The 17,885-nt window shown below is 61.5% G+C and carries 21 protein-coding genes and 21 tRNA genes; 41 read left to right on the top strand and 1 reads right to left on the bottom strand.

The features are described from left to right. Positions 1-16 precede the first annotated feature (16 nt). From F579_RS0114250 to F579_RS14715, 41 genes are all read left to right on the top strand, one after another. Complete coding sequence (locus F579_RS0114250; RefSeq protein WP_019025404.1) at positions 17-472, top strand: RT0821/Lpp0805 family surface protein; 456 nt, start codon at positions 17-19, stop codon at positions 470-472. Positions 473-555: 83 nt separating this feature from the next. Then, positions 556-912: a hypothetical protein gene (locus F579_RS0114245; protein ID WP_019025403.1), complete on the top strand. Its 357-nt coding sequence runs from the start codon at positions 556-558 to the stop codon at positions 910-912. A gap of 7 nt (positions 913-919) precedes the next feature. After that, positions 920-1,465 carry a YgjV family protein gene (locus F579_RS0114240; RefSeq protein WP_019025402.1) on the top strand — a complete coding sequence of 182 codons (546 nt, stop codon included), beginning with the start codon at positions 920-922 and terminating at the stop codon, positions 1,463-1,465. A gap of 47 nt (positions 1,466-1,512) precedes the next feature. Next, complete coding sequence (locus tag F579_RS0114235; RefSeq protein WP_019025401.1) at positions 1,513-2,268, top strand: ATP-grasp domain-containing protein; 756 nt, start codon at positions 1,513-1,515, stop codon at positions 2,266-2,268. After that, a complete protein-coding gene (locus F579_RS0114230) occupies positions 2,255-2,920 on the top strand; it encodes a hypothetical protein (protein WP_231365815.1) in 666 nt (221 codons plus the stop codon). Before F579_RS0114235 ends, F579_RS0114230 begins: the two co-directional genes overlap by 14 nt. A 20-nt stretch (positions 2,921-2,940) precedes the next feature. Beyond that, on the top strand, positions 2,941-3,507 hold the full coding sequence (locus F579_RS0114225) for a ribonuclease HII (protein WP_019025399.1): 567 nt from the start codon (positions 2,941-2,943) through the stop codon (positions 3,505-3,507). Next, complete coding sequence (locus F579_RS0114220; protein ID WP_019025398.1) at positions 3,504-4,136, top strand: hypothetical protein; 633 nt, start codon at positions 3,504-3,506, stop codon at positions 4,134-4,136. The genes F579_RS0114225 and F579_RS0114220 overlap by 4 nt, the downstream gene beginning before the upstream one ends. Before the next feature lie 83 nt (positions 4,137-4,219). After that, on the top strand, positions 4,220-5,203 hold the full coding sequence (locus F579_RS0114215) for a hypothetical protein (RefSeq protein WP_019025397.1): 984 nt from the start codon (positions 4,220-4,222) through the stop codon (positions 5,201-5,203). Positions 5,204-5,775: 572 nt separating this feature from the next. Then, positions 5,776-6,096 carry a hypothetical protein gene (locus F579_RS15445; protein WP_231369428.1) on the top strand — a complete coding sequence of 107 codons (321 nt, stop codon included), beginning with the start codon at positions 5,776-5,778 and terminating at the stop codon, positions 6,094-6,096. Next, positions 6,093-7,352 (top strand): site-specific DNA-methyltransferase, encoded by a 1,260-nt coding sequence (locus F579_RS0114205; protein ID WP_019025395.1) that lies wholly within the window; start codon positions 6,093-6,095, stop codon positions 7,350-7,352. Before F579_RS15445 ends, F579_RS0114205 begins: the two co-directional genes overlap by 4 nt. A gap of 42 nt (positions 7,353-7,394) precedes the next feature. Next, positions 7,395-7,892, top strand: coding sequence for a hypothetical protein (locus F579_RS0114200; protein ID WP_019025394.1), 498 nt, complete (start codon positions 7,395-7,397; stop codon positions 7,890-7,892). A gap of 498 nt (positions 7,893-8,390) precedes the next feature. Further along, positions 8,391-8,464, top strand: a tRNA-Gly gene (locus F579_RS0114195). A gap of 188 nt (positions 8,465-8,652) precedes the next feature. Next, positions 8,653-8,727: transfer RNA gene (locus tag F579_RS0114190), tRNA-Asn, on the top strand. 171 nt (positions 8,728-8,898) lie between these two features. Continuing rightward, positions 8,899-8,974, top strand: a tRNA-Ala gene (locus F579_RS0114185). Positions 8,975-9,105: 131 nt separating this feature from the next. Further along, positions 9,106-9,182: transfer RNA gene (locus F579_RS0114180), tRNA-Ile, on the top strand. 27 nt (positions 9,183-9,209) lie between these two features. Beyond that, complete coding sequence (locus F579_RS15305) at positions 9,210-9,473, top strand: hypothetical protein (protein ID WP_026301136.1); 264 nt, start codon at positions 9,210-9,212, stop codon at positions 9,471-9,473. Further along, positions 9,451-9,527, top strand: a tRNA-Pro gene (locus F579_RS0114170). The genes F579_RS15305 and F579_RS0114170 overlap by 23 nt, the downstream gene beginning before the upstream one ends. A gap of 42 nt (positions 9,528-9,569) precedes the next feature. Continuing rightward, positions 9,570-9,646: transfer RNA gene (locus F579_RS0114165), tRNA-Pro, on the top strand. 77 nt (positions 9,647-9,723) lie between these two features. After that, positions 9,724-9,800: transfer RNA gene (locus tag F579_RS0114160), tRNA-Thr, on the top strand. Positions 9,801-9,803: 3 nt separating this feature from the next. Then, positions 9,804-9,878, top strand: a tRNA-Gln gene (locus tag F579_RS0114155). A gap of 49 nt (positions 9,879-9,927) precedes the next feature. Continuing rightward, positions 9,928-10,128, top strand: a complete 201-nt coding sequence (locus F579_RS15300) for a hypothetical protein (protein ID WP_155984988.1) — start codon at positions 9,928-9,930, stop codon at positions 10,126-10,128. After that, positions 10,119-10,195: transfer RNA gene (locus tag F579_RS0114150), tRNA-Arg, on the top strand. Before F579_RS15300 ends, F579_RS0114150 begins: the two co-directional genes overlap by 10 nt. Positions 10,196-10,202: 7 nt before the next feature. Next, a tRNA-Glu gene (locus tag F579_RS0114145) sits at positions 10,203-10,278 on the top strand. 5 nt (positions 10,279-10,283) lie between these two features. Next, positions 10,284-10,359 (top strand) — tRNA-Lys (locus F579_RS0114140). A gap of 9 nt (positions 10,360-10,368) precedes the next feature. Then, positions 10,369-10,444: transfer RNA gene (locus tag F579_RS0114135), tRNA-Trp, on the top strand. 7 nt (positions 10,445-10,451) lie between these two features. Beyond that, a tRNA-Arg gene (locus tag F579_RS0114130) sits at positions 10,452-10,528 on the top strand. 45 nt (positions 10,529-10,573) lie between these two features. Continuing rightward, positions 10,574-10,650: transfer RNA gene (locus F579_RS0114125), tRNA-Ile, on the top strand. A gap of 54 nt (positions 10,651-10,704) precedes the next feature. Continuing rightward, a tRNA-Leu gene (locus F579_RS0114120) sits at positions 10,705-10,791 on the top strand. Positions 10,792-11,081: 290 nt separating this feature from the next. Next, positions 11,082-11,167 (top strand) — tRNA-Leu (locus F579_RS0114110). Between the two features lie 7 nt (positions 11,168-11,174). After that, positions 11,175-11,264, top strand: a tRNA-Ser gene (locus F579_RS0114105). A 38-nt stretch (positions 11,265-11,302) separates the two neighbouring features. Then, a tRNA-Ser gene (locus tag F579_RS0114100) sits at positions 11,303-11,391 on the top strand. 241 nt (positions 11,392-11,632) lie between these two features. Further along, a tRNA-Leu gene (locus F579_RS0114095) sits at positions 11,633-11,719 on the top strand. Between the two features lie 368 nt (positions 11,720-12,087). Next, positions 12,088-12,178 (top strand) — tRNA-Ser (locus F579_RS0114090). Positions 12,179-12,184: 6 nt separating this feature from the next. Beyond that, positions 12,185-12,275 (top strand) — tRNA-Ser (locus F579_RS0114085). Positions 12,276-12,417: 142 nt separating this feature from the next. Further along, positions 12,418-12,987, top strand: a complete 570-nt coding sequence (locus F579_RS0114080) for an HNH endonuclease (RefSeq protein ID WP_019025391.1) — start codon at positions 12,418-12,420, stop codon at positions 12,985-12,987. Between the two features lie 78 nt (positions 12,988-13,065). Continuing rightward, positions 13,066-14,097, top strand: coding sequence for a hypothetical protein (locus F579_RS0114075; protein ID WP_019025390.1), 1,032 nt, complete (start codon positions 13,066-13,068; stop codon positions 14,095-14,097). 677 nt (positions 14,098-14,774) lie between these two features. After that, positions 14,775-14,897, top strand: coding sequence for a hypothetical protein (locus tag F579_RS15480; protein ID WP_255349425.1), 123 nt, complete (start codon positions 14,775-14,777; stop codon positions 14,895-14,897). 29 nt (positions 14,898-14,926) lie between these two features. Further along, a complete protein-coding gene (locus F579_RS0114065; protein ID WP_231365813.1) occupies positions 14,927-15,352 on the top strand; it encodes a hypothetical protein in 426 nt (141 codons plus the stop codon). A gap of 142 nt (positions 15,353-15,494) precedes the next feature. After that, the gene (locus F579_RS0114060; RefSeq protein ID WP_026301135.1) at positions 15,495-15,962 is read left to right on the top strand and encodes a mobile mystery protein A; all 468 of its coding nucleotides are present in this window, start codon (positions 15,495-15,497) and stop codon (positions 15,960-15,962) included. Next, positions 15,959-16,546, top strand: a complete 588-nt coding sequence (locus F579_RS0114055; RefSeq protein WP_019025386.1) for a mobile mystery protein B — start codon at positions 15,959-15,961, stop codon at positions 16,544-16,546. The genes F579_RS0114060 and F579_RS0114055 overlap by 4 nt, the downstream gene beginning before the upstream one ends. A 32-nt stretch (positions 16,547-16,578) precedes the next feature. Next, positions 16,579-17,124: a hypothetical protein gene (locus F579_RS14715; RefSeq protein ID WP_019025385.1), complete on the top strand. Its 546-nt coding sequence runs from the start codon at positions 16,579-16,581 to the stop codon at positions 17,122-17,124. A gap of 258 nt (positions 17,125-17,382) precedes the next feature. Here F579_RS14715 and F579_RS0114040 read toward each other — a convergent pair whose 3' ends face one another. Continuing rightward, positions 17,383-17,814 (bottom strand): hypothetical protein, encoded by a 432-nt coding sequence (locus F579_RS0114040; protein WP_019025383.1) that lies wholly within the window; start codon positions 17,812-17,814, stop codon positions 17,383-17,385. Positions 17,815-17,885 lie beyond the last annotated feature (71 nt).

Here is a 17,885-nt window from a genome sequence, read left to right as displayed (position 1 = left end):
CCAAAAGGAGTCATTCATGCGTGCTATTCATATCGTCATCGCCGGGGTAGTTTTCTTCGCTGTAGGCGCCCAGCCTGCCAGCGCGAACAACGAGATGATCGGCCAGATCCTCGGTGGGTTCGCCGGCGGCGCCATCGGGAGTCAGGTCGGAAACGGCCGCGGGAACACCGCGGCAACCATCGCGGGAACCCTCCTGGGTGCGTCGGTGGGGGGCTCGGTGGGCCGGAGCATGGACCAGAATGACCAGGCCAACGTCCAGCGTGCACTGGAAACGCAGCCGGACAACCGTCCTGTCGCGTGGCGCAACCCGAACACTGGCGGCGAGTTTCGTGCCCAACCGACTCGAACCTACCAGTCCTCGGGTGGCAAGCCCTGTCGGACGTACCGAGTCTACGGCCAGGTGGGCGGGGAAGCGGAAGCGATCACTGGCCGCGCCTGCCGCCAGTCAGATGGCACTTGGCGCGCGCAGTAAGGCCCTGCCCCGCCTCTGTACGAAGACGTAGGGGTGGGGTAATCTCGTTGTCGAAAGTGACCCTTAATATTCAGTGAGCGAGCATGAAGTACGAACTCTACCAGCCGGAGATTCTCGACCAGGGAATGCCGAAAGCCCACATTGACGCCGTTACCAAGGCCATGCTGAACGCCGATGTCCAGGAGGCGGTGGAGATGGGCCTGTATCGCCATGTGGCGAACGTGCATGCCACAGGCCTTGTGAGTGCGTTTTGGGTAGGCAACACAGGCCCGAATGAATCCATCGAGCGGCTGGATCGGATGATGTCGATCTCGGTTGGACACATTCTGGTCGATGAGGACCGCAAGGCCCATGTCGTGGCGAGCTACGGGTTTGAACCGGTCCCGGGGTTCCCGCCAGCGGATGTGTCTGAGGCAGGGCCGGAACGGATGAAGCTGTAGGCTCGATATGGACCTGACAATGCTCTTGGTGGTGCTGTCCGGCATTGCCGCCAGCGCCACCCAGTTCGGGTTTCTCTTTGGGGCCCGTTGGCGCCCCACCCTGTTCCGCGGGCTGTCCGGCGCGATGGCGCTCTGGAGCTTGCACTTCTATCTGCTCGGCACCCCGGAGGTCAGTGTGCTGCTGGTGGTGGCCTCGGCGTACATGCTGCTGGTGGCCTCGAAGCCGTCTTGGATGTGGGCCGGCATCGCGATCAGCATTTACCTTGCCGTGAGTGCTCTGTCGATGTCCGTGGCCGGCTGGGTCGTTGGTGCGGGATCCATCGTCTTCGTGGTGGGCGGCCTCCTTCACAACACCCTGCATGTTCGTGCGCTGTTTCTGGTGGGGCACGGACTCTTTTTCGCCAACGCCCTCCTGGTCGGAAGCATCGTGGCAATGATCAATGAAGGCTTGATGTCGGCCGCCAATCTGCGCGCGATGTGGCGCGATCACATCGATAGTGCAGAAAACAGGAACCCGCTACCGGACACGGATAGCGCGAGATCGACACCATGAAGCCCTCGAGAACGGTCTGGATCCAGAAGAGCGATGAAGGCGGACCCATGCCCGCTGAAAGCGCGGCCATCCACCTGGTTGGCATCACGGGAAAACGAGACGTCGAGACCCGCGCCTTTTCGGGTCAGGATGTGCTCGAGGGCCACCTGGTCATTCCGTCTGGCGAGATGGTCGTGGGGAGTGTTGAGGTGCTGCGTGCGGTCTTTCGGACGAACGGCGTGATGGAGCCCGAGCCGCTCGACTACCCGCTGGGTTTGCAGCCGTACTGTCGCCGGCGTCTGATGATCCAAACGCTGGCAGAGGCACAGGAGACCTCGAAGACCGGGACCGTGTTCGTGAAGCCGTTGCAAACCAAGTCCTTCGAGGCCCGGGTGGTCGCCTCCCCTGGTGACCTCGAGGGTCTGGATCCGGGTCAGCCCGTTTGGGTTGCCGGAATGCTGGCTACGCCGCTCCAAGCGGAATACCGGGTGTACGTCCTGGGCGGAAAGATCGAGGGCGTCGCGCCGTATGCAGGGCCGGACGATCTGGAAGATCGCAGTGAGCCGGCCATTGATATGCGCCAGGTCCGGGATGCGCTGGCGCGACTAGGGCCCGGGTTGCCGCGGGCCTACGCCATGGACTGGGCGCGAACCGCGGATGGTGAAACCGCATTGATTGAGTGCAACGACGCCTGGGCCCTCGGTTTTTACGGCGGCATGGAGCGCGAGCGCTATTTTGATCTGCTGGCGGCACGCTGGGACGAGCTGGTGCCGCAGCAGGCGCACGAACACACGAAGAGGGAAGCGACCTATGGCGAGCAGTGAGAGAGAGCGCATGGAGACCGTTGAGCGTGGCGATGGCTATGAAATCCTGCGCGCGGAAGATGGCCTGATGGCGATTCAGGCGGAATCGGTACCGGCCCATGTGTTCTCGGAGGTCCTTTTGCACCATGGTGAAGATGACTGGGTCATGGACCCGGGGTTGGCGCACAAGATGGGTATGTTTGCCGTAATTGGGGACCCGAACACGATCTCGATCCGCCAGGCGCACATGCATCGCCAGGCGCAGGCGGACCGCCCGGAGAAAAGTGCCGACATCCACGAGCGCCTGGGGTTCTGGTTCCGCCATGGTGACGTGGGCGCATCTTCACGGGCTGTTGCCGAGGCGTTGGACTTCAGTACCGGCGCCCGAAAGGAGGGTCCAAGCCTCAACCACCCTTACGATGCAGGTGATTTTTTGCGCTGCTCGAAGCTGCTGACCCTCCTGCCGGAGGCCCGACAAGCGATTACCGATGTGCTGGCGCCGCGCAGTGAGCACTGGGGCCGGCTGGACGAAAACTGGGAAGAGATCAGCGCGGTGCTCGAAACGGAAATGCAGGGGCCGGATGCCCGCGCGCCCGAAACCAACGCCCTCATTCGCAAGGTGCTGGAGCCGCGGGATCTCCAAGAAAGAACGGCGATGCGGGCCCGGTCGTGAGTGCGTCTCCGGCGCGGGTGGTGGCGGGGGTCGATGAGGTCGGCCGAGGTCCGCTCGCGGGGCCGGTGATGGCCGCCGCCGTGATCCTGCCCGACGATTTTGAGGCGGGCCGCCTGACGGACTCGAAAAAGCTCTCTGCCAAGCGTCGGGAGTCGGAGGCAGACCGGATCCGTTCGCATCCCGGTGTCGTATGGTCGATTGCTCGGGTGGAGGCCGCGGAGATCGATGAGCTCAACATCCATCGGGCGACGCTGCTGGCGATGGCGCGCGCCGCCGAGGGTCTCGATCGTGCGCCTGATCACCTTCTGGTCGATGGCACTCACACCCCCAACGGGCCCTGGACAGCCGAAGCGATCATCAAGGGTGACGGCTCCGTTCTGGCGATCAGTGCCGCATCGGTCATCGCAAAGGTCGCTCGCGACCGGTGGATGAGCGAGCTGCACGAGCAGTATCCGGATTACGGATTTGATTGCCATGCCGGGTATCCCACGAAAGACCACATGGAGGCATTGGGCGCCATCGGCCCGTGCCCCGAACATCGGCGCAGTTACAGGCCTGTGCAGCGCGCAATCTCGGGGCGCCGATGAACCACGGTGATTTGGTCCAGCTGGCGCTCCAGTGGCTACGCCGGCCGGCCAGTCGCAAGGGGCCTGGATGTGCGATCGCTCTTTCGGAGGTTGGCGGCGTCTTTTCCGGTGAGCGCGCGGATGCCTGGGGTTACCGTTACAACCCCGGATCCGGCGGGCCGGGGTCCACACTGGTTGAGGTCAAGACATCGCGCGCCGACTTTTTCGCGGACCAGAAGAAGCAGCATCGCAATGGTGGCGCATCCGGGATGGGGCGGTATCGCTACTACCTGTGCCCGGAAGGTGTCATCGGGCGCGATGACCTCCCGCCCCGGTGGGGGCTCATTCATGCCAATGCCCGCGGCCACCTGAAAGTGCTTCAGGGCCACACCCTCGATCACCGCTACCTGGCCACGCACGAGGAATGGGCGCACCCGGTCAACGATAGGCTCGAGAAGGAGCTGATGGCCCATTTGCTGGCGCGCCTGGAAGATCCGGAATCGATCAATCGGCGCTACCGGGAGATTCAGCGGATCACCCAGAAAGCGGCCGAGCTGCAAGACGAGAATAATCGTCTAAGGCGGGAGCGCCGGCGTCTTATCGCGCGACGAGAAGGCGTCGAATCCGCATTCGAGGCCAGTGGCGGATGATCTGTCAGGCCAGGTCGCTGCAGCGCGGCTGAACAAGAAACCAGGGCTGCTCGAGAGAAGCGGCCGCGGCTACAGGACAGAAAATGGATCTCGTACGTCAATCAATTCAGCATCTGGCTGCGGGCGGCACCGTCCGGGCCATCATCTCGGAATATTCGTCGATGATGCACTTCGAATCCGGTCCCGATGAGCCCTGGTCGAAGCCTGATGACGAGGGGTTAATGGCGGATCTGTTGAGCGCCATCGTGCTGAGTCAGTCAGACTTGGATCTGAACGGGATTGATGCGAGCCGAGAGCAGCTCGAAGTAACCCTGAGGCTCGACCCGGAGAGCGTCAGAGAGGACGCTGAATCGCCACCTCGATTTGAGGTCGCGTTTTCGCATCAGGCCAATCCCGAACCGAGGCGCGAATCGAGCGGCTGGGTTGAGCAGGATCCAGAAGTGGGCGCCATCGCTCGAGAGCTGGTGTCTTTGGTGCGCGCTGAAATGCGGCTCCCGGAGGCGGCCGCGGGCGAACAGTTCCGTGTCCGTCTTTTCCCGGGAAACCCATCTCAAGGCAATACCGTCCAGATTCTATCCCCGGGAGAGCGCGCATATACCTATAGCGAGCCGGTCGATATTTATACGATGGACTCCTTCACCCCAGAGATCCGGGATCGCGTGGCAACCGTCATCCCTGAGCGCCTGTCCGCCGGCTACAAGATCGCGGACGACGTGAAGGGGCGCCAGCGTGTCGAAAGCCCAGAGGGTGGCTGCCAAACGCCCGAGGGGTGCTATTCATACGAAAAGATCCAAATCGGTGGCGATACTTTGCGCGCCGGGCACGTTCTGGTTTCGGTGGACTATTCGGTGCGTGATCCCGGGCCCTTGGTCTCCGAATCCGACCCTGATGAGCCGCCGAGCAAACTCGACATCAATCGAGTGGAATCCATTTTCACCGAACGCTCCACCCTCGATGGGGGTGAGCACCCGTTCATCGCGCACTTCAAGCAGGACTGGGCCAGGCGCCTGATGAACGTTCAGGTCCCAGCGCAGACAAACCAGGTGCGGTCACGGCCGCGGCTGTAGATCCAAATGCCCCCCAGGGCGCCACCCGGGGTCTTCTCGGCGGCTGGCAGAACGAAGGCGGTATCGATTGTAGGGTGAGAGAAAAGTAAAGGTTGCAGCACCCATTGTTTCTGTATTACGATATTTAATATCGAGAATACGAGAGGATGGAAGCAATGGCAGCTAACTCACAGCCACCCAAGATTGAGTGCGTGGATGGCGGATCCAGTCGTGAGCGAACCCGCCACACGCACCCGGCATACGGCGTCGCCTCCGTGACGCGAACGAGCGGATCCGGCCCCCTTTTCAAGTCCGAAATCGACCATCAGCACACTGTTCGGCTGTCGATTGGCCGTGCCGCCCTGGATCGTGAGCTTCACCGGGACTGGGTGCACACCGTGGGATCCCCTCTGGTGGAAATCGAGATGTCCGAGTCTCAGTGGGCAGCTCTCGTGTCGAGCTCGGGTCTTGGGAGCGGGACGCCTGTGACGCTGACGCGAGCGCCGAACTCACACAAGGATAGCCACCTTGTTCCTGGAATCGAGCGACTGGAGCGTGCTCGAGAGATCCACACCCGGGAAGCCCGGGAGAGCATGGAGTCCTCGTACAAAGAGGCGCTTGAAGCGCTGGACGAGATCGAATCCATGATGAGCGCAGGGCGCGCCGTGCCCAAGACAGGGCTCCGCGATGCCGTCAATCGGATGCGCTCGTGTTTGGACAATGCGCCCCGGAACATGGAGTTCTCGCACAAGCAGTTCGCCACCTACATGGAGACGGTGGTGAATGAGGCCAAAACCGAGGTAGATGGCTATATGCGAGCTGTGGGCGCGCAAATCGGCCTGGCGCCCGGCACAGTTGCCGGGACCGATCTCCTGGCGCCCGTCGCTAAGCGCGAGAACGGGGATGCATCGTGAGTCAGCTCGACCTGTTCCAGGCGACGGTGTCTGCTTACATGCGTCGCGGAGAGGCCGAGAACGCTGCCGTTTATGCCGATGTGGCCCGCGCTCTGGGTGAGGACCCTCTCCAGCACATGGGGCCGGTTGGAAAAAAGGGGGTGAAACGCAACCTACTCCACCGTCGAATCCGGTGGGTGCAGCAGACGCTCAAGGATGGGCGCATGCTGGAGCGCACGGAGGGGCGCCGCGGTGTTTGGCGGCTCACGGGAAAGGGGCGCCGTCAGCTCACACAGTGGGCGGATCAGTCAGCGTCACTGGTCGCGTTTTCGACCTCGCTCGGTGTTGCGATCTTGGGGGACTGCCGAAGTGTATTCTCGGATCTAGACGCGCCGGTTACCCTGTGCGTAACGTCACCGCCCTACCCCCTCAGGAATTCTCGGGCCTATGGCAACGAGAGGGGTGAGCGCTATATCGATTTCATTTGCGAGGCCCTGGAGCCTATCGTTGGTTCGCTGAAGCCCGGGGGGTCGATTGTGCTCAATGTCTCCAATGACATTTTCGAAGCCGGCTCGCCTGCGCGCTCTCTCTACCGGGAGCGAATGGTGTTGGCGCTGAATGAACGCCTGGGTCTGTGGAAAATGGACGAGATTCCCTGGGTGAATCGCTCGAAACCCCCGGGGCCGACGCACTGGGCCTGCAAGAATCGCCAGCAGCTCGCCGTGGCGTGGGAGCCCGTGTACTGGCTCACGAATGATCCGGCTCAGTGTGATGCCGACAACCGTCGTGTGCTGCAGCCCCACACCCGCCGGCAGTCTGATCTGATTGCGGTGGGCGGGGAGCAGCGTACTGCAGACTACGGAGATGGGGCTTATCGGCTCCGTCCTGGCAATTTTGGCCGGGAGACGGAGGGCAGCATCCCCAAGAACGTAATCGAGGCGGGGCATGCATGTGCTGGTACGCGATCGGTGCACCGATATTGCGACCGCCACGGACTGCCGCGCCACGGGGCCATGTTTCCGGAGAGGCTGGTGGATTTCTTCATTCAGTACCTGAGCCGAGTGGGCGACTTGGTGGTAGACCCGTTCGCGGGTGGAGGAACGGTGCCAAATGTTGCCGAGCGCCTCGGGCGGCGATGGGTCGCGACGGATCTGACGCGTGAATACCTGCAGGCTGCCGGAGGCGCCCGCTTCTCTCGGGGTGGAACCTGGTTTAACCCCGAGCTCTTTTCGAACGAGGCCGGCGCGCAGGATGTTGCGCCGGTATTGGCCGCCTAAGCCACGGCGAGTCGACCACGTACTGCACAACAGGGAAATGCAATGACCGCAACGATGACTGGATCCGAGTTCAAGGCCTTCATGAAGGACCGCAAGTTCTGGCCCCACGCGCGCAGTGGCGCCCCGCGGGTCGCTTTTGTGGGGGTGTCACTCTCTGTTGATAACCACAAAGTCGATCCAGCCGCCCCTTCGTTCGACGTTGATGCTATAGACGACGGCGCCCGTGTGTTGATTGCCGGAGGCACCGTGGTGCGGCGAGCGGGCTCGGGTGACGCGGAAAACCTGGGCACCGGGGGCGAGTACGCGAAGCGCTGGAAAAGCGGATCCGATCCCCTGGGGGATGCTGCACTCAAGGGTCGAGGAGGTCCAGGGCGCGGGCAAGGTCGCAAGCCGCGATATGACGAAGGGCCGATGGTCACGGTCTCGATCCGGATGACCGAGCGCCAGCGCGAAATCCTGAAGTATTTGGGTGGCGGTGGATGGGTTCGTGATCGCCTCGAAGAAGCCAGCGCCCTCTGGGCGGATGACGACGACCGTTAGGGTCTCGTAACCGAAAAGGTATAAGTCCCATTTTTTTTCGGAACAGTATTTACATTTGATCTTCGTGTCGGTATCGTAAGTTATATCGAATACGCGGGAGTCAGGAATGGCCCAACAAGCAGGTAGCGCGATAACAGCTCTCGAGCCCACAGGGCTCCTGGGTCAGCGCGCGCCTCTGTTGAGTCACCCGTCACCCGAAACCAGGAATCCAAGAAAGCCATCACAGGCTGGGATTTCAGTGCACTAAGACCCTCCTTCGCTGGGGGTCCGCGGGCCTCCAGGAACTCTGAATAAACAGAGACCCCGGAGAGCCCGAGAGGCGCCGGGGTTTTTTGGTTGCCTGCTCTTTAACAACTTGGATTCGCAGAAAGGTGAGGTCTTATCGGCTTCACCAGGCCGAGAACGCGGGTGCCCCGACCATTCTCTGAATGGTGATTGGCGCCCCGGACTCCGGCGCGGGTGGTGCCGCGCCGTCCCTCGCAGGAGGGGGCCAAGTTTGCGGGTGTAGTTCAACGGTAGAACCTCAGCCTTCCAAGCTGATGGTGTGGGTTCGATTCCCATCACCCGCTCCAAATTCCATGTGACTGCATAACGAATGCGGTCGCTCTGGAGGGGATGGCGTGTTGGTTCGTCGGCTGGCGTGCGCAAACCGGTGATTGTCTTGCCAGCCTAGGTTCAAATCCTGAACCCTCCACCTTATCCGCCTTCGTCGCTCGGATGGTCGTCTAAGCCAGAACCGCGCCGAAGGCATCGAAATGGATGGCGTGTAGCTCAGCGGCAGAGCGTCCGGCTGTTAACCGGATGGTCGTAGGTTCGATCCCTACCACGCCAGCCAACCAAGCAGTTGCAGGTCCATCCAGGAGTGCGCTTTGGCTGTCGGCACAGGCGGCCGTGTACAGGGGGCTGAGCGAACCTGTGGGGGCAGGTGCTCAGTACCGGGATTACGGATCCCGGGGGCACGGCTCGCGCCACGCTAAAGCGTACTCCTGGGTGGTTCTGCAGATTCGGGGCCATAGCTCAGCTGGGAGAGCGCCTGCTTTGCAAGCAGGGGGTCGTCGGTTCGATCCCGACTGGCTCCACCAATTTCAACCGCGAAACGACTCGACATCCTGAAGGGTGCGCCTTAACACATCACTGGCCCCTTCTCCCAGGAACGGTCGCTCTTTGCTCTAGGGCGCACCCTTCAGGATGGTCGGTTCAGATCGTGATTTCATGCCCGGTAGCTCAGTTGGTCAGAGCACGCCCCTGATAAGGGCGGGGTCGCTGGTTCAAATCCAGCCCGGGCAACCATCAACCGCCACCAGGGAGGGCTCAGGGGTGAGTGAAGAGCGCAAATACTGTATCCAACCGATCTTCTGGGATGTCGATGAAGACGCCTTTGGGCAGCCAATGCCTCGAACCCTCATCGTCACCGTCCCGGCGGGTGTCGAGGATCACGACGAGTATCTCTGTGGGTACGTCGACCGCATCGCTGAGGAGCGTTCGGTTGGTCATGATGGTTTTGAAGCGTCGCGCCTGCGGGTGACCGGGGCCGGCATGGGAGATGATTTGCACGTTTCGGGGTATAGCTCAGCTTGGTAGAGCACGCGCCTGGGGGGCGCGGGGCCGCTGGTTCGAATCCAGCTATCCCGACCACTTTAGGGTCCGCGCCGGGGCCCGCATATTAGGACGGCGTTTCGGGGTGTAGCGCAGTCTGGTAGCGCGCCTGCTTTGGGAGCAGGATGTCGGGGGTTCGAATCCCTCCTCCCCGACCAAATTCAGCAACAGGCCGCAGGCTTCCGTTCGGTCCCGAAAGCGATTCGGCTCCGGACGGGCTTGAGGGTTGAAGCGAGCCTGCGTAGCTCGAAATGGTAGAGCAGCGGATTTGTAATCCGACGGCTGGGGGTTCGAGTCCTCCCGCAGGCACCAAATTGGGCCGTAGCCAAGCGGTAAGGCACCGGGTTTTGATCCCGGCATGCGCAGGTTCGAATCCTGCCGGCCCAGCCATTAATCCGAGATCGGGTGCATTAGGCGCCCCATTCCCCTGGAGGTCAGCATGAAGCCGAACAAACGGCGAAATCCTGTGGCGCGATCGCCGATCCTGGCGAAATCGCATGCCCATCAAGCCAAGACACGCTGCGCCCGGAATCGAGTGAAAGCGCAACTGAGGAAGAGCCCGGAGTCGTTTTCCATCGCGCTGCAGTCATGCGGCCGGATCGAAAACGGCTCCGATGGCCAAAGGTTCCTGCGCATGTAGCTCAACCGGATAGAGCAGCGACCTTCTAAGCTGCAGGCTGGAGGTTCGAGTCCTCCTATGCGCGCCACCATTCAGTCCCTATCGTCTAGTGGTCTAGGACGCCGCCCTCTCACGGCGGAAACCGGGGTTCAAGTCCCCGTAGGGACACCATATTCGGGGCCTTAGCTCAGTTGGTAGAGCATGCGGCTTTTAACCGCGTGGCCCGGGGTTCGAGCCCCCGAGGCCCCACCAGAATTCCACGCCTCGGTAGTTCAATTGGTAGAGCAGCGGTCTCCAAAACCGCAAGTTGGGGGTTCGAGTCCCTCCCGGGGTGCCATGCAACTGTCTCCGTAGCTCAACCGGATAGAGCAGCGGCCTCCTAAGCCGCAGGTTGGAGGTTCAATTCCTCTCGGGGACGCCAAACAAAACCGAAGGCTGCGCACCGCGCGCCGCGGTCGACCAGTCCGGGCCTATAGCTCAGTTGGTTAGAGCAGCGAACTCATAATTCGTTGGTCCCAGGTTCGAGCCCTGGTGGGCCCACCATAATCGTGCATTATCAGCTGATTACGAGAAATAGTTTGTTCATTTTATAAGAAAGCGAACGTGGCGGAACTGGTAGACGCGCTGGGTTTAGGTCCCAGTGGGGTAAAACCCATGAGAGTTCGAGTCTCTCCGTTCGCACCATCATTTAGCGGCACCGGGTGAGCATTACCGGCCCCAGACACAGCGAGGATCAACAGGTGCCAGACCCCTGCGATCAAACGGCAGAACAAATGGAGTATGACGAAGAGATGCGTGCGCGGCAGATCCGCCAGCGCGTCTCGGACTACCCTGCCCCGGTCTACATCGACGGGAAGCCCTCTTGCGCGGAATGCGGCAATACGCTGCCGAAAGTGCGTGCGGACCGGGGGTGGGGGCAGTGCGTCGAGTGCCGGGAGCGCCACGAGGCACAGAATCAATAGCGGAATCAACAAGGCCTTGTGGCGGAATCGGTAGACGCGGCGAGCTCAAAACTCGCTACCCCATGGGTGTGAGGGTTCGAGTCCCTCTGGGGCCACCACGATGCAGGAGAGATGGTCGAGCGGTCGAAGGCGCCTGTTTCGAAAACAGGAGGCGGGGAAGCCCGCCCGGGGGTTCGAATCCCTCTCTCTCCGCCAATGAGCGACCCTGGCGAAAGCGGGGGTGCACGAAATCTGGAAGTGTGGCTGAGCGGTCAAAGGCGCCGGTCTTGAAAACCGGAGGCGGGAATCTCGCCCGGGGGTTCGAATCCCTCCACTTCCGCCAATTTCATAGCGGCAACGAAACGCAGGGGGCAACGCCATGAGGAAGAAGCTTTCGATCAGTCTCCAGCCTTACGAGAACGAAGAAGTCCGGCAGGCGGCCGAGATCGCCGGGGTTACGATTTCGTCATGGTGCCGGAGGGCGCTCTTGGAGCGGGCCCGGCGAGAAAAAAGTGCCGCTTCTCGCGGCGATCAGGGTGAGAGCAGCAAACGGGCGACCTATTCGGGTCGTCGATGATGTATGCGCGCAGGTGGTGGAATTGGTAGACACGCTAGCTTGAGGGGCTAGTGGCCGCGAGGCTGTGCGGGTTCGAGTCCCGCCCTGCGCACCATTTTCGATGCCCCGCCATGCGGAATGGGATGCCCGGCTCATCGGGCTCATTCCGGATGGCGGTGTTCAGTAGCCGAGTCAACAGCCTATGGTGCTGGCCTCTCGGTGAAAATCCCGTCCAGATCGAACGCTGGGCACAGTCTGGCGCCGGGGGAACCCAGGCGTCGGGTCGGCTCACGCCAATAGGTGAGTCGATTGCCAACTCCCACCCTGTCCAGGGGTCAGGAGCGAGTGGTTTTGGGGCCCGGGGTAACGACCGAGCTCCGAGCCAGGGCCAACCGAGTTCAGTCCGAATGGGCTGACGCCTGAACCGATAACCAAAAGCGGAAAGGCTGGCGTCGTCATCCCCCTATTTCATCGTTTCAACCCGGAGAGGTGGCCGAGTGGTCGAAGGCGCACGCCTGGAAAGCGTGTAAGCAGCAAACCTGCTTCGAGGGTTCGAATCCCTCTCTCTCCGCCAGCTCAAGGAGAATTGGCCGAGTGGTCGAAGGCGCTCCCCTGCTAAGGGAGTAGACGGTACCCCCGTCTCCAGGGTTCGAATCCCTGATTCTCCGCCAACAGCATTCTGTGGATCCAAGTCCGTGTGCCCGGGCATCGGCCAGCCATTTCGCGCGTGGCGGGTGATCCGGGTGCGTTTTTGTTTGGGGATCGTGATGCCCCCTCAGCCCAAGAAGAGAACATGACCTAAAGGAGCGTGACATGACACCCCCTGCTCACCCGCCCATCCTGCGCGTGGATTCTGCGGGCCTGCCGATTGCGTGGATTTCGTGGCAAAGAGCTGCGGAGCTAATTTGCACCGATCGCGTGCTCTGGAGCACAGGGGAGTCGAATGTCACGGTCCTGGGTGGTGTTCGCAACGGCGAGCGGTCGCGTTTGGTGATCGACCCGGTTATCGCAACCCGGGACATGCATCGCGATCCGAGTGGGAAGGTTCCACCCCTTTCGAACCGGTTGCTCTTTGCGCGGGACCGGCACACCTGCCTCTACTGTGGATCCCGATATAGCGAGAGCCGACTCACACGCGACCACATCGTTCCTCGATGCCAAGGTGGCCCCGATACCTGGACGAACGTGGCCACCGCTTGCATCCGGTGCAACTCCGATCTCAAGGGTGGGCGCACGCCAGAGCAGGCCGGGCTCAAGCTGATCGCTCTCCCCTTTGCGCCGAACACGGCCGAGGCGCTAATCCTGGCGAATCGCCGGATCCTGGCGGACCAGAATGCGTACCTATCGAGGATGGTTCCGGACCGCGAAGACCGCTGGCAGTGAGAGAGGCCCCACCTGGGGCCTTTTCTTATGTGATACTGTTCCAGTTTTATCGCGAGGCACCCAAGGGGAATCAAACTCATGACACCAGGCCGACAGGAGCTTTCCGAGAGCGAATTTCTGGCGCGGTTTGCGCGCGGAGACGCGTCCTTTGTGGCCGCGTTCTACGGGGGTGGTGACGATGGAAGCGTAAGCGATGTCTATGCAGTCTTGGGCGGGGAGGCGAAGAACCGAATCAAGCTGGCGCCTGAGGCCTTCAATTTGGTCACGGACATGGCGGATGATGGGGTTAGACACATCCTGGGGAGCGGCTGGGAAGACAATCAAGGCGCTCGGGGTGAGTTCACGTTTTCCTTCCTTCCACCTTCCGGGCATGAAGAGGGCGACTCGATCGGGTTACGCGCTGCCGGATACTGGAGCGAAAACGATCCGGATCTCGAGATCAAAGAAACACAGGGCGTCCAAGTGAGTTTCGCGGGCGCCGGCGGCTCAGGGCCTCTGGCCACCCTTAAGCAGTTCGTAGAGAGGACGCTCGAGGCTGGGGGCGTCTGGAGATCGGGGGAGCCTTATCCGCCATTCGAAATCGTAACGGATGATGATCAGTGGGAAGTGTCGATCCTGGGCCGCGGGGAAGAGGCAGCGGATTTCTTCCTGGTCACAATCCCGAGCGATCCCTCGAAAAATGACTGTGACCGCATTATTGAGGGCGCGGCTGGGTGCTCTTTCGGCAGCCAATACGTGGAGTCGCTGGCCCAGCGGCTTTTCCCGGAGGTTGATGATATCGGGGGCCTTCTCGCTTCCTCGGAGCAGGATGTAGTCGACCAGGCGGGCAAGCGCGCCGCTCGCGCCATCGCGCTGAAGCATCCCGGGGGAGCGGCCGAGATGCCGATGACGGCGCGCATTGAGATCATGGAGTCCGCCGAGCCCAAACCGCGTAATGTCAACACAACGATCAGCCTGGGCGCCGGCATCGATGGGTCCCCGGCTCACAAGGTTCTTCAGGCCCACATACTGGAAGAGCGCATCAGGAAGAATCATCAGGCGGCGTCCGAGTCCGTCTCAAGCGCGTTGCCGGGCCCCTCGTCCTCTCCAAGGCCACGGCTTCGGATGTAGAGCGCCGGGGGCGGCGGAGGAAAGCCAGGATCGATCAACGGGGGTGTCGGTTGGCACACAAAAATTTCACGGCCGCGTTCTTTAGAGCTGAGGATGAGTCGCTTCTGAAGAGCCTGGTGCAGGCGGGCAGCCCGGAAGCCAAGGAGGTCCTGAGTGGATCCTGCTCCGTGGAGCGATCCGAAGCTTTGATGGCGATTCAGCCTCGATCGCCATCAGCGGCTATCTCGAATCTTGAGTCGGTCGTGTCCCCTTTTCTTGTCGCGTCTCGCCTCATCGATTTCGACATCGTTTCGGGGTATGCGCAACCAACGGGAGAGTGCGGCACCCCACCCTGCTTTCATGTGTACGGAGTCGAGTCCTATCGATGGCGGCCTGGGCGAGGCGTCCAGATCGCGATGAGGGGGTATGGTCACTTTTCTCAGAAACGACGCCTGGGGGCTGCCAGGTACCCCGTGCAGGAGCGCCTGGCATCGCAGGGGGTCGGGTCGGTTTTTCAGGTGGCCGACCTGGTGGACGAGCTGTGCGGGGCGATCCCCTATGACAATCACCCTGTCGACATCGTCTATCCAAATCGGCCCACTCGTGAGCGGGTTGCTCGAGATGATGGCGCTCAGGGCTGGAGGGTCGATCGTCTTCGGGACCCTCCCTCGGTGCCGTTAGCGGAACGTCTGCAGCACTTGGCTGACCGAGCTGATCCCGGTGACCTGGTTCACGGCGTACGCCAGCAAATCCTCAAGGGCGAGGCGCTCGCGGACCAGGCCCCCACCCGGCCGGCCACGAAACGCCGCCCGCGGCTGTGATCAACAAGGCGTCTGTATTGGGGAAATCGATGAGAAAACGAACCCGTCGTAGTTGGTGGATGGGCGTACTCGCCATCGTAGTGATGGGGGGCTTTGCATCGACGGCGGTGCCGATGGAGCCCTCGCAACCGCTGTGCTCCAAGATCCGCTGGGTATCGGAAATCGCGATCGAGGATCGTTTGAATCGGGTGCCGGAAGCGCAAACCCGAGAAGAACTGCTCCGGTCTCTGGATCTTGGGGTGCCCGAGAACCATCTCCTCTACATGGCGGCAATGCAGGCCTGGGAGACGGATATTCAGGGTGTATCGGGTTACCAGTTGACCGCCCTGAAGGCGATGTACCGAGGCCGCCAGGTTGGTCGCTGTGAGCGCGCGCACGAGAATCCGCAGCTGATGCAGGAGTGGATGGACGAGGCGCAAAGGTTTGTCGCGGAGGATCTTGGGCGTCGACGCTGAGGCGCCGATCGGGATCCAGATTGTAGGTCAGCGCACGCTGAATCGCGCTATCGATAATAATGTAAACGCTATTATCTGACGATGCGCTGATAATCTTTATGCTATTATTTGTTCTCCGAACGATAACGCAAAGATTATTGTCATGCGTGCTGAAGACCGGGCGACTGCCCGACGTAAACTCGACCAACGGCTAGGTGCGCTGGGGAATGCTCAAGCTCAGACGCCTCCCCGCGGCTGGATCAAGGCCATCCGGGAAGCGCTTGGCATGACCACCGCCCAGCTTGCCGCGCGGCTCGGCGTCAGTCAGCCGCGAGTGGTCGCGATCGAGAAAGCGGAAGCGAAAAAAGCGATCACTCTGGACAGCCTGGAGCGAGCAGCGCAGGCGCTCGATTGCCGCCTGGTCTACACGCTCGTCCCTCGCAAACCCCTCGAGGAGCTTGCGGAAGATCGCGCCAAAGCCGAGGCCAGGAAACGCCTTCAGTCGACTAGCCATAGTATGGCGCTCGAGGCGCAGAGCGTGACCGGGGCCGATGAGGAAGAACAGCTCAAGCGACTGACAAAGAGGCTTCTCGAAAAAGCGGGCTCGGACCTGTGGGAGGACGATGAATGAAGGATCCCCTGGAGGACCAGGACGATGCCTCCACCCCGCTCACTGAGGAAGAGCGGCAGGACCTGATCCCGTCCTATATCGCCCTGCGTCCGGAGCTGAACGAGGCGGAACAAGACAACATCCTGGAAGCGGAGGAGTGGGCGTTTTCGCGCACGCGCGATGTGCTCGATGAGCGGTTCCTGAGGGGCTTGCACAAGCGCATGTTTCACCGGGTCTGGCGCTGGGCCGGAAAATTCCGACAGACGGAACGCAATATCGGGATTGACGCCTACCGCATCGCACCCGAGCTTCGCCAGCTGATCGACGATTGCCGGTACTGGGTCGAGCATGGAACCTACGATCCGGATGAGGTCGCCGTGCGGTTTCATCACCGGCTGGTTTCGATCCATCCTTTCCCGAATGGAAACGGCAGACATGCGCGTATGGCGACCGACCTGTTGCTGGTCTCGATGGGGCGCCCCCGGTTCACCTGGGGGCGGGCTAATCTCGTTGACCCTGGCGAAACACGGCAACGGTACGTCGATGCCCTGCGCGCTGCCGACCATCGCGATATCAGGCTTCTGTTTGCGTTTGCGAGATCGTAGACCGCCAGCCGTGGTCTTGGAGAGGTCCAGAAGTGCGTGATTACACCATCGAGAAGTCGCCCTGGGGTAACTATGGGTTCGTCGTGCGCAGAAGCGTCGACAATCAGATATTCCATCGCACGTTTTCGGCGAAGGTCGGCCGCGACACCCCAGAAGAAATTGAAGAAGCGCGCCAGGCGGCTGAAGCCTACGATCGCGAACTGATTGAGGCGCAGCAAGAGGCTCGTGAGCGCAAGCGCCGGGAACGAAAAAGCAACGGCCTATCGCCTGTTGAGGGGATCATCATCACCTTCAACGATCGCTCATGGGGTCGCGATATCCACTATCGTTTCTACACGGTCCGCCTAATGCGAAAAGGACGCCTCTACACGAAGCGATTTGCCGTCAATGACTACGGGGACCGTGGCGCCTGGATCTCGGCTTGCAAGCATCTTGCGGCGATCGAGGGAATTGATCCCGATCCGTTGATTCGGCGGTATCCGGGGGAGGAGGTATGGGATCGCGCAGACGCATTGCGCCGTCACAACCGGGGCGAGACTGTCCCCAAGGAAGACCTCGAAGGTACGCCGTACGGTTAGCGCTCGGGGGTTTGGGGCGCCCCGCCGGAAGAGGTCCGGCGAAGTCTGCGGGCCTCCTCGATATCTCGGCGCTCGAGATGCAACGCTAGGGTGATTACCCCGCCGGCGCCCAGCGCAATGAAAGCGAAAAGAGCCAAGGTCATGGCTTCGGTGCCTGATGGCAGTCGGGGTTAACGGCGTGACTCGGCATTGAGGGGTCTCCTGCGGTCTCGTTTCCCCGGGATGATAGCTCAGCGGATCTGTGTCGTCGCACCTTCGCTAGAGAGCCATGCCTCGGCGTCGAGGCGCCTCGCGGGTGATGGCCGGCTCGGTGAGCGCGTCCTGCACCTCCTCCGGGATCCATTTCGCGCCGAGCGCGTCGTCCCAAGGGCCGTAAGTGCCGTGCTCGATACACGCATTGTGCGCTTCCAGGTGGCTGTAGAAGATGGTTTCTTCCGGATCGATCTGGCCCGCCCGGTAATAGGCATCCTTGGGCCCGACAAAAGAGTGGCCGTTCGAAAAGTCGAATACGATGCCGTTGGCGTGCTCGACCCAGGCGTGCCCGTACCGCATATTGGCGACCTCGCCCCCGGTTCCGGTGACGAGTCCGTGAGCCACATACAGGTCGCCCCGATCGAATCCGCGAACGTGAATGAGGTAATCCAGATAGTGGATTGCTGCTTCGCAGCAGTCGCCTTTGGTCTCGAGCATGCAGCACCGCCTTCCCTATCATACTATGACAGGAGTATATCACTTATGGCCTAATAGTGGACCACATAGAA

Origin of the sequence: Thioalkalivibrio sp. ALJ21 (genome assembly GCF_000378605.1) — a bacterium.
Classification (GTDB): Bacteria; Pseudomonadota; Gammaproteobacteria; order Ectothiorhodospirales; family Ectothiorhodospiraceae; genus Thioalkalivibrio.
This window is presented reverse-complemented; position numbering and strand designations above follow the sequence as displayed.